We start from the raw sequence: 608 nt of genomic DNA on the forward strand, positions 1-608 counted from the left end.
ACGCCCAATAAATCCGGATAACGCTTGCCACCTACGTATTACCGCGGCTGCTGGCACGTAGTTAGCCGTGACTTTCTGGTTGGATACCGTCACTGCGTGAACAGTTACTCTCACGCACGTTCTTCTCCAACAACAGAGCTTTACGAGCCGAAACCCTTCTTCACTCACGCGGTGTTGCTCCATCAGGCTTGCGCCCATTGTGGAAGATTCCCTACTGCTGCCTCCCGTAGGAGTATGGACCGTGTCTCAGTTCCATTGTGGCCGATCAGTCTCTCAACTCGGCTATGCATCATCGCCTTGGTAAGCCGTTACCTTACCAACTAGCTAATGCACCGCGGGCCCATCCTGAAGTGATAGCCGAAACCATCTTTGAAACGAAAACCATGTGGTTTTCGTTGTTATGCGGTATTAGCACCTGTTTCCAGATGTTATCCCCCGCTTCAGGGCAGGTTGCCCACGTGTTACTCACCCGTCCGCCGCTCACTGGGAATCCAACGTCAATTCAGTGCAAGCACGTCATATCAGTTGGGCCAGTGCGCTCGACTTGCATGTATTAGGCACACCGCCGGCGTTCATCCTGAGCCAGGATCAAACTCTCATATAAAATA

General features: G+C 52.3%; 1 rRNA gene. It reads right to left on the reverse strand.

The window, feature by feature from the left end:
- Nucleotides 1-604, reverse strand: a 16S ribosomal RNA gene (locus AC1DA5_RS10610); the annotation flags it as partial.
- Nucleotides 605-608 lie beyond the last annotated feature (4 nt).

Source organism: Pauljensenia sp. C0254C2 (assembly GCF_056583835.1).